General features: G+C 38.0%; 7 protein-coding genes. 4 read left to right on the forward strand and 3 right to left on the reverse strand.

Annotated elements, in window-relative coordinates; genetic code table 11:
• Positions 1-334: 334 nt before the first annotated feature.
• Positions 335-1,993 (reverse strand): alpha-amylase family glycosyl hydrolase, encoded by a 1,659-nt coding sequence (locus ACFE90_RS07105; protein WP_375499055.1) that lies wholly within the window; start codon positions 1,991-1,993, stop codon positions 335-337.
• Between the two features lie 310 nt (positions 1,994-2,303).
• Positions 2,304-2,681, reverse strand: coding sequence for a DUF1823 family protein (locus ACFE90_RS07110; protein ID WP_375499057.1), 378 nt, complete (start codon positions 2,679-2,681; stop codon positions 2,304-2,306).
• A 354-nt stretch (positions 2,682-3,035) separates the two neighbouring features.
• On the opposite strand from ACFE90_RS07110, the gene ACFE90_RS07115 reads away from it, so the two are divergent.
• A complete protein-coding gene (locus ACFE90_RS07115) occupies positions 3,036-3,338 on the forward strand; it encodes an acylphosphatase (RefSeq protein WP_375499059.1) in 303 nt (100 codons plus the stop codon).
• Positions 3,339-3,557: 219 nt separating this feature from the next.
• On the opposite strand, the gene tmk is transcribed toward ACFE90_RS07115, so the two are convergent.
• On the reverse strand, positions 3,558-4,193 hold the full coding sequence (gene tmk, locus ACFE90_RS07120; protein WP_375499061.1) for a dTMP kinase: 636 nt from the start codon (positions 4,191-4,193) through the stop codon (positions 3,558-3,560).
• Positions 4,194-4,333: 140 nt separating this feature from the next.
• On the opposite strand from tmk, the gene ACFE90_RS07125 reads away from it, so the two are divergent.
• The 3 genes from ACFE90_RS07125 (at position 4,334) to ACFE90_RS07135 (ending at position 10,137) form a co-directional block, all read left to right on the forward strand.
• The gene (locus ACFE90_RS07125) at positions 4,334-6,199 is read left to right on the forward strand and encodes an ABC transporter substrate-binding protein (protein WP_375499063.1); all 1,866 of its coding nucleotides are present in this window, start codon (positions 4,334-4,336) and stop codon (positions 6,197-6,199) included.
• A 129-nt stretch (positions 6,200-6,328) separates the two neighbouring features.
• The gene (locus tag ACFE90_RS07130; RefSeq protein WP_375499065.1) at positions 6,329-8,419 is read left to right on the forward strand and encodes a hydantoinase/oxoprolinase family protein; all 2,091 of its coding nucleotides are present in this window, start codon (positions 6,329-6,331) and stop codon (positions 8,417-8,419) included.
• A 152-nt stretch (positions 8,420-8,571) separates the two neighbouring features.
• Positions 8,572-10,137 carry a hydantoinase B/oxoprolinase family protein gene (locus ACFE90_RS07135; RefSeq protein WP_375499067.1) on the forward strand — a complete coding sequence of 522 codons (1,566 nt, stop codon included), beginning with the start codon at positions 8,572-8,574 and terminating at the stop codon, positions 10,135-10,137.
• The last annotated feature ends 648 nt before the right edge of the window (positions 10,138-10,785 follow it).

Raw genomic sequence — 10,785 nt, forward strand, 5'->3', positions numbered from 1 at the left:
AATTTTAAAATAGCTGATTTTTTGCTTGACAAATTTATCACTAAATTGTATACCAATAAGGTAATAACTAGGACTTACGCACTGTACAAATGCATTGTGATGTGAATTAGCTATCCTGAGGTTGTTTCAGGATTTTCTTAATTATTCTGCGATCGCAAACAGACCATGCTGTATGAGCACAGTAATGCTGTGCCCTTACGAAATATGTAGTTTTTAAACTTATTCATATTTGGTATTTTTTGTCAATTCGTAAGTCATAATAACTGCAAAAGGGGAAATATTTTCCCCCTTTTTCTTTACTATTAGGCTACCACCTCAGTAGTAGTATATATAATTACTGCCATACAAACACTTTGGCTTCGTATGGCCCCAAGTCAGTTATGATACCATCGTCACCAGCTTCGACATCATAATTGCCTGTCCACTCATGCCATGTACCAACGCTAGGAAAGTTAGGAACATGATACTCAGCTAGGAAGTTTTCAGAGAAATTTGCAATTACGACTACACGAGAACCTTCATCATTCCAACGAGTATAAGCTAATACTTTTGCCTCTGGATTTTCGTGGATAAAATCAATATTTTCTGTGTAAAGAGCATGATTGCTTTTACGCAGGTTGGTTAAGCCTTTGTATGATTCAAATAAACTACGATTTAAATCATTACCTAACAGCGTCCAATCGATTTTTGATGATTCGGGTTGTTTAGGTTTGTACTCCCCAAATTCTTCTCCCATCCAAATTAAAGGTACGCCAACAGCAGTCATTAGGATGGCTACTCCTAATTTAGCCCGCCTAAAGGCTTCTTCGTTAAAAATCTCACGGTTTCCCAATTCAACCATGATATGGTTATGGTCGTGGTTAGTGAGGTAATTTACTACATTAGTAGCACCTAAGAAGCCTTGGCGCTTGCAGTCAATGACATCTTTGAGACGCTCTAAATCAAATGTATCACCGCAGATATGTTCTAGAATGCAGTGATAAAAACTGTCATGCCAGCAACCATCCATTGGTCCATCTACATTAGTAATGCTGGTAGTTTCAGGAATGTGTTCGGCAACGTTGTAAAAAGGCTTCATGCTAGCAGTTTTTTTGGCTTCCTGAACAATCCAGTGCATGAAATCGTAGTTAGCAATTTGCCGCGCTGCATCATAGCGAATACCATCAAGATGAAATTCTGATATCCAGAAACGGATTGTATCACCAATAAATTTCCGCGCTGGATAAATATCTAAATTTTCATCAAAATGTTCGTAATTAAACTCAGGCCCCCAGTTATTATCAGGGTCACGAGGTTCGTGATGATACCAATAATCGTGGTCAATTTGTGTTAAAGGAGCAGATGCTTCTGAGTGGTTATAAATACCGTCAATAATTACACGAATACCTTTACCATGACACTCATCAATCAATTTTTTCAACTCAGCAGTAGAACCATAACTAGATTCTGTTGCAAAGAAGTGGCGGGGGTTATAACCCCAACTATAATCACCAGGATATTCTTTAAGCGGCATCAACTCAATCGCGTTGATTCCTAATTCGCACAAATAATCTAACTTTTCAATGACGTGTTTGTACTTACCTCGTGCATAAGGATCATCCTCACCGCCAGAAAAATCACCTACATGCAATTCATAAATTACTAATTCGTGGTCAGCAGGTAAAGGTTTATCATCATGTTGCCAAATATAGGTATCGGTAATCCTTTCGCCATCTTTGACCCTGATAACACCATCATCTTTTCCACTCAGTTCATCTATATCAGTTGCATAGGGATCTGTAACATCAACCCATTGTTCTGGTTCAAAAAACCATGAATTTGACTGGACACGGAATTTATATTTATAAACGCCGTCTTCTAGTTCAACACTTGTACGAAAATAACCATCATCACCTTTCTCCATTGGAATTTCTTGCCAATCAGAAAAAGAACCAATTAATGCTACTCCTTTGTTATAAGGTGCAAATAAATTAAATTCAATTGGCTTTGCCATAGAACTGTTTGTAATATCAAGGGTTGATATAAGTATTCTCGGATACTTAATTTAATTTACAAATCGCTCTAGAGAAATAATTATATAATTAACGCTTCTATCTTGAGGATGAATTTATAAATAACATATAAAAGTTACTAATATTTGGCTATTTCTGACTGTTTTTAGAATTTATTTTTTAACTATTATCCAGATTATATTTAGTACATTTACTGCCACAATACTTAACTTTAAAAGTTTTTATTAATTTCTTAATTAGCAGATATTAATAAAACTAAAATGGTTATTGCTAAATATCTGCTGTATAAGATTACTCAATTTTGCCGTTAGTTTGTTGCAAATAACTTAACAACCAACCTGCTGCTGTCGCCCTGCGAGTTTGCCGAGGCCCAAATTCCCCAATTTTGTAACCCTTGAAACCCAGTTTCTCTTTGAGCAGTTGTTTATTTTCAACAGGAATTGAACGAGTCAACTTGACTGTTGCGGGGCGAGATTCAATAAAATTTGGTGGTTGGGGGTAATCATCTTGCCATTCTGGTGCAACTAGGCTAGTGTTCCATTGTGCAGTTGAGGAATCATAGCGATAGCCTAAATAATGCCATAGCAACTGGTTGACTATGGCATCATCAAGTTTTTCCTCAAGAATTGCCCAAATTGTTTCTGTATTGAGTGGTGGCAAGTTAGACATAAGCAATTCAAAATTCCAAGTTTAAAAACTGACTACTGATTAGTTGAATTCACTACAGTTAGTAGGTATTGAAAAATACTTTATCACTACTCTGCGACACTCCCAAAGATAGACAAATTACTAAAGTGACTGTGAATAAGGAGATTCGCTAACTCAGGAGGAAAATTATGGAAATAGGAGAATAATCAGTGGCAAGTAGAAACAACGTGATGAAGAATGAGATAATCGCGATCGCCAGTACAAACATCGCGGTGATGATGACGAAGACCAGGATTAATTTCGCGAATTGGAGTTAAAAACAGCTTGTGTATACACAAACTAGGTAGACTGGAATCGTAAAGATTATACCAGTCTATGCAGAATTCCACAGCACTGCCAAAGATCATCCGCGCCCATGTATTCATTTCTGGCCGAGTCCAAGGAGTCGGTTATCGGTATTCAACTGTGGATACAGCTACCCAGTTGGGATTAACCGGCTGGGTGCGGAATCTGCCTGATAATCGAGTCGAGGCAGTCTTTGAAGGAGCGCAAGATATTGTAGATAACATGGTTCACTGGTGTCACTCTGGGCCACCTGCTGCTGTAGTTCAAGATGTTGTGGTTGAGTATGAAGAACCGGAAGGGTTGCGGGGATTTGAAGTTAAGCGGGTTGATTAATCATTGGTCATTAGTTATTTACAAAGGACAAATGACTAATAATAATCAAGTTGTTATAGGAACATTTGGGCTTTTGTGTAAATTTGATCATCTAATAGTAGTCACTTTGAGTACGAAAACCTGGTTGAAAAATCTGAAAGCTGACCATTTAAACCAAGGATGCAAGGACAGTTAAGTAGATAGTTCAAAAAATTTTGCCTTCAAAATTTGAGGCGATGCCTATGGTAACTCCTTCAGGTGTACGCGCAAAATTCCTTGAATTACTTGTTGTACAGTTTCTTTACTCAAGCTGCCATCTACCCGCACAATTCTTGAGGAATAGGATGCTGCTAACTCTGCGTATCCTTGCTGAACGCGCCGATGAAAAGCGATTGTTTCTTGTTCAATGCGGTCTAAACCTATTCCATCTCCTCGTTTACGGGCTAGTCCTACTTCGACATCGACATCTAGCCAAATAGTTAAGTGACTCTCTAAACCAGCAGTGGCAATATGATTAAGCTGATTGATTAAACTCATGTTAAGACCGCGACCATATCCTTGGTAGGCAATGGTAGAGTCAGTGTAGCGATCGCATAAAATATATTTCCCTGCAAGGAGATGCGGTTTGAGTTCTTGTTCAACGTGTTGCGATCGGTCAGCAGCATACAACAAAAGTTCTGTTACTTGTGCAACTGGTTTATCCTCTGCCTTCTCTAATAGCAAGCGGCGAAGATGTAAGCCTAATTCTGTTCCACCGGGTTCACGAGTAACAACCACCGAAACACCCAGACTTTCCAACCACTCAGAACAAAGCTGCATTTGGCTGGTTTTACCACAGCCTTCCACCCCTTCAAATACAATTAATTTGCCACTCATGTTTTTTTTACTGTAATTGTAATTCCGCTAAACCAGCAAGCTATCTAATTGTCAACATAAATAGAAATTAGTTCGACACCCATAGGATCACCTAAGTTAAAAATTAGACTATCATTTTGAAAAAAGGATGATAGATAATTATGGTGTGTCAAAACTGTCAACAGGTTATAGAACAGCTAAATATTAATATTGACCTTTTCTTTCATAAATTAGAGACAGCTTCAAATAGAAAACAAATCAGTGAAATTGACAAGGGAATTATTTGTCAATCTTTATTAGGACACTCACGACAACATTTAGCTACAATCTTTAATTTATCTGACCAAAAAATTAGAGATAGGCTCAGTAATAATATTTATCCCAGAATAGCAGAACTGATGCAAATTGACCAAGAACAGATAGCTGGGAAGTGGGTTAAACTGCTTAATTTCTTACTTCATCCTAATAACGGATATAAATTGCAGACTGCTCCTCAATTAAACAATGATAACTTTCAAGGTAGTTTTGGCAGACAAATTTTTCTTTCTCCCCCAAATCAAGATATTGTGGAGTTACAGATACAAGGGAATAAATTTTATCAGCAAGGACTTTATTATCAAGCATTAAAGTGCTTTATTTGGGCTTGGAAAAAAGAAATAGAAATTTATGGTACAGGGAATCCAGAAGTTTTAATTTATATTAATAACTGCTTAAGCGAATATAAAAAATCTCTTTTACAACAGAAAAAAGTTAAAATTTATACTTTGGCTGTAGTTGTGCCATTTTATCATAATCAAGGTCATGTTGCATCTGAAATTTTACGAGGTATTGCTCAACTTCAACTCCAAGTAAATCTTCAAAGCTTTGAGAAAATCTCACTAGGAAAAGAAATAAATTTAGATGAGATAAAACCCGATAAGTTTTTTACTCTAAATAATACAGATAGTCAAATAGCCTTCAAAATTTTAATTGTCAATGATCCTAATAATTTATATGCACCATATAGCCAAACAGCAGATAATTTAGCTAATTTAGCGCCACAATTAAACCTGATTTCTATTATCGGTCACTATTCAAGCGAAATGACTAAGAAGGCACTACAGTTATATTCTCAAAATGGACTAATTTTAGTAAACTCTAGCAGTACATCTAATGAACTTTCTCATTTATCTGGGGGTGAAAGCTTATCCTTTTTTAGACTGACTACTCAAGATAGCATAAATGCCACACAATTAGCTCATTCTTTGACAAAAATATTGCCTGGTAAAAATATTAAAAAAGTAGCTATCATCTATAATCAAAATAGTAGTTATAGCATTTCATATAGAAATGCTATCAAAAAATGTCTAGAGCAATCTAGTGAACAGTTTATTTTTCTCAAAGAATGTAGTTATATTAGCGAGAAATATTATCACATTCAAGCTTATCTAGAAGATATTAAACGTAATGGCGTTGATATTATTATCATAATTCCTGATGGAGGAATTGAACCTAATTCCCTGGATAATGCTGGGCTTATTAGTAGATTAAAAATCAATAACTGTCTAATAGCTGGTTCAGCAACTTTTTACCATGAGAATGTTTTACATTGGATTCATGAGCAAAGTCAGTATAATTTGGTAAATCAAAATGAGTGTCAAATTATAGCTTGTGTTCCTTGGCATTGGCACAGCAAAACAAATGGGTGCAATAGTGAAAATAAATTAGGGCAAAAGTTTTGTCAACTAGGCACTCAATTATGGGGAGAAGAAAACTTAACATGGCGTAGTGCAACAGCTTTCGACTCAGTGTTAATAATTCTGAGAATTCTAGAGCAATTTGACATTTCCGATAGTCAATCTTTACTGATATGTATGAATAAATATTTTAAAGAAGACAAAAAACAAGTTAAAGGAGTTACAGGGATTATCAAATTTGAGAAAAATGGCGTAGGCGTAGCCCGCCGCAGGCATCGCATCAATCCCCCAGCAGAAATAGTAGCCGTAAAATGGAATGCACAACAATCTAAATGGCAGTGGAAAGTTTAAGATTTATGTTTCCCAGTTAATTGACTATATCTAAGATTCCACATCTGTAGAAAAATATTCTACACCTAAAGTAGAAAGACCTCATAACCCATTGTTATGCTACCTCTATAGAGTTGAGGAAACAGAATAATGTTAAAAGTTTTTGCCGATCGCGGTGGTACATTCACAGATATTGTTGCTGTTACTAATAATCAAGCAATTATAGACAGACTCTCAAGACATCCTGAACGTTTTTTAATTGTTTCTCTACCTAAAGAGCAATGGATTATAGTCTACAAGCTGCTTTCAGAAAATCCCGAACAATATCAAGATGCAGCTATTCAAGGAATTCGGGATATCATCGGTATTTCCAGCAACGAACCTATTCCTAGTGAAGCGATAGAAGTAGTAAAAATGGGGACAACAGTAGCAACAAATGCACTATTAGAAAGAAAAGGAGACAGGGTTATTCTTTTCATCACCAAAGGCTTTAAAGATGCGCTACGAATTGGCTACCAAAACCGTCCTAACATCTTTGCCCGTCATATCATTTTACCAACTATACTTTATGAGCAGGTGATTGAGATTGATGAACGTTATGATGCTCATGGAAATGAATTACTACCGATAAATATTCAACAAGTCAAAAATGACTTACAAGCAGTTTGCAACACAGGAATTCGGAGTTGTGCGATTGTTTTTATGCACAGCGATCGCTATCCCAAACACGAACAAGAAATCGCCCAAATCGCTCAAGAAATCGGCTTCACACAAATATCTGTATCTCATCAAGTTAGTCCGTTAATGAAATTAGTCAGCCGAGGAGATACAACAGTAGTCGATGCTTATTTAACTCCGATTCTACGTTGCTATGTCAACCAAGTAGCGAGTCAGTTACCTGGAGTCAAATTAATGTTCATGAAATCTGACGGTGGTTTGATCGCAGCCCAACAATTTCAAGGTAAAGATAGTATTTTGAGTGGCCCGGCTGGAGGTATTGTCGGTGCAGTACAAACTAGTAAAAGAGCAGGTTTTGAGTTAGTTATTACCTTTGATATGGGAGGGACAAGTACAGATGTCGCCCACTTTAAAGGAGAGTATGAACGACAATTAGATTCAGAAATTGCTGGGGCGCGGATGCGAGTTCCTGTATTAGCAATTAATACGATTGCGGCTGGAGGCGGTTCAATTCTCTTTTTTGATGGTTCTAGTTATCGTGTCGGCCCTAAATCTGCTGGTTCAAATCCTGGCCCTGCTTGTTACCGACGCGGGGGGCCATTAGCGGTTACTGATGCCAATGTGATGTTAGGCAAAATCCACCCGCAATATTTTCCCTCGGTTTTTGGAATTGATGGGAATTTACCTCTAGATAAAGATACTGTAATTCAGCAATTTACACAATTAGCCCAAGATATTCAAGCCGCTACATTAAATCATTCTACTCCCGAACAAGTAGCGGCTGGATTTATTGCAATCGCAGTGGAAAATATGGCAAACGCAATTAAAAAAATCAGTCTACAACGGGGTTATGATGTCAGCCAATATGTGCTTTGTTGTTTTGGCGGCGCAGGCGGACAAGTTGCTTGTTTAATTGCTGATACCTTGGGAATGAAAAAGATATTCCTTCACCCTTATGCTGGTGTTCTTTCTGCTTATGGAATGGGATTAGCTGATGTCCGGGCGATTAGAGAAGGAGGAGTAGAACAGCCTTTAACGCAAGCAGTAATTCCTAAATTAGAGCAGTTAATGGAATATTTAGAAACTCAAGCTAGAAGTGAAATAAATGAAATTCATGCTCAAACAGAAATAGTAAAAAAAGTCAACTTAAAATATGAAGGAACGAACTCTACTTTAACCGTTAACTTTGCTGTTGATGTGGTATTGATGCGGCAAGAATTTGAGGATGAACATAAATCCCGCTATGGTTTTATTCAATTAGATAAAACATTAATTGTCGAATCAGCCTCAGTAGAAGTAATTCAGAAAATGGAGACTCCCGAAGAACCCTTAATTACTCGTACACGTTCTATAATTGAAGTCTCCGAAGCCGTTGAGATAGTAAGGATGTTTACTGCTGACAAATGGCATGATACACCTGTTTATAGACGAGAAGATTTACAACCAGAAGATAGTATTAATGGGCCTGCGATCGTTGTCGAAAAAATTAGCACAATTGTAGTAGAACTTAACTGGAAAGCAAAGTTAACTGAACAGAACCATCTAATTTTAGAACGTTTATAAATCGGCTGTTGTGCTGGAAAAGACTCACCGTCGTTACACTAACTTCAACACGGTTTTACTGCCCAAGTAGACAATGATAGCTAGTAGTAAATACTGAAGTATTTAAAAAAGCGCTTAAGCAATTACTACACACTTTTTTTAATGAGTTAAAAATGCACACAACATCTCAACCTGATCCCATCCGCTTAGAAATCTTCAAAAATCTCTATCAATTTATCGCCGAACAAATGGGAATTGTTCTCCAAAATACGGCAGCATCTGTAAATATCAAAGAAAGGCTAGATTTCTCCTGCGCTATTTTTGACTCTTCTGGATTATTAGTTGCTAATGCCCCCCACATTCCTGTACATTTAGGCTCAATGAGTGAAAGTGTCCGCAGCTTAATTAATGAAAAAGGCGACACCCTAAAACCGGGAAATGTTTATCTATCTAATAATCCTTATAATGGGGGAACACATCTTCCTGACGTAACTGCAATTACTCCTGTTTTTCTAGAGAGTAGTGAAAATACTCCATTCCCCACTCCCCTCTTTTTTGTTGCTTCTCGTGGACACCAAGCAGATATCGGTGGAATTACTCCTGGTTCAATGCCTTCACACAGTAAGACAGTAGAAGAGGAAGGAATTATTTTTGATAATTTTCTCTTAGTTGAAGAGGGCAATTTTCGAGAACCCACAGTAAGACAGCACCTTTCAAATCATACTTATCCTGCTCGTAACCCTGACCAAAATATCGCTGATTTTAAAGCACAAATTGCCGCAAATGAGCGGGGAGTACAAGAACTTCGTAAAATGGTTTCCCAATACAGGGTTGATACTGTTCAAGCTTACATGAAGTTTGTGCAAGCTAATGCTGAGGAGTCGGTGAGAAAGGCTATCAATCTTCTCAAGGATGGATCATTTGTTTATGAAATGGATAATGAGGCACGAATTAAAGTTCAAGTTACCATTCATCAAGAAAATCGTAGTGCTACCATTGATTTTACTGGGACTTCTCGGCAACTAAATAGTAATTTTAATGCTCCTAAAGCTGTAACTCAAGCAGCAGTCTTATATGTCTTTAGGACTTTGGTTGATGATAATATTCCTCTTAATGCTGGGTGTCTTAACCCTCTAGAAATTATTATCCCGGTCGGCTGTATGTTGAATCCGACTTATCCAGCAGCAGTAGTAGCGGGTAATGTCGAAACTTCTCAAACCATTGTCGATGCTTTATATGGCGCTTTGGGTATCATGGCTGCTTCTCAAGGAACGATGAATAATTTTACTTTTGGGAATGAGCAATATCAATATTATGAAACTATCTGCGGCGGCTCTGGGGCAGGAATTGATTTTGATGGAACTGATGGTGTTCATTCTCACATGACTAACTCCCGTTTGACCGATCCAGAAGTTTTAGAAACCCGTTATCCTGTACTTTTAGAAAGCTTTAGTCTTCGTCCCGATAGCGGTGGTAAAGGGCAATATTCCGGTGGTAATGGAGTTGTCCGCCGCATCCGGTTTTTAGAATCCATGACAGCTAATATTCTCTCTGGCCATCGGGTTGTCCCTCCCTTTGGATTAAATGGTGGGGAAGCCGGGATTGTCGGACGCAACTGGATACAACGCCAGAATGGAATTGAAGAGAATTTAGACAGCACAGCAACAGTAGAGATGAAACCTGGGGATGTTTTTGTAATAGAAACTCCTGGAGGAGGCGGATTTGGTCAAGTCTCCTAGTAACAGTAATTTCTGTCTTAAAATCACTTGGGCAACTTGCTGCACTTGCAAGATGCTTTAGAGGTTGTTTGAAAAGTCCTCTTGTAGGTATCAAAAGTTTTAGGTTCCTCTAAATCCACGCCAGTTCGTTATTTTCCTGAAGAGATCCGGTGGACAGTTCCCACGGGGGGATTATTTCTCTGGGTACAGTTACCAGATGATTTTCCGATTGGGACAATTCGTAAGGAAGCCTTTGCACAAAATGTCTACCTGGCGTGCGGTTCGGCATTTTTCCCTGAGAAACAAGGTTATCCAGCGATGCGTTTGACTTTCTGTCTCCCGCCAGAGGAGATTGAGCAAGGTATTTCGATTGTGGGTAAGTTGCTGAAAAAGTATATTTCCAGAGGATGCATAGATACAGAGCGGCTTGTTGTCAAACATCGCATATCTCATTATCAACCGCTTGTTCACAGTTCGTAGGTTAGGACAACTGTGCTAACTTACTTCGCGCTGAAGGTGATTTACACAATGCACCACGTCTTGGCAATCATAAATCACCGCTCTAAATTTGTTTTTGTAGCAGTAAATGCGATGCGCCAAGGTTTTTTCTCTATAGTTCTACCTCTGAGCCTCATCACTTAAACTCAGAACTCGGAAGGCCGAGCTTTT

The organism is uncultured Nostoc sp., assembly GCF_964245445.1.
Classification (GTDB): Bacteria; Cyanobacteriota; Cyanobacteriia; order Cyanobacteriales; family Nostocaceae; genus Nostoc.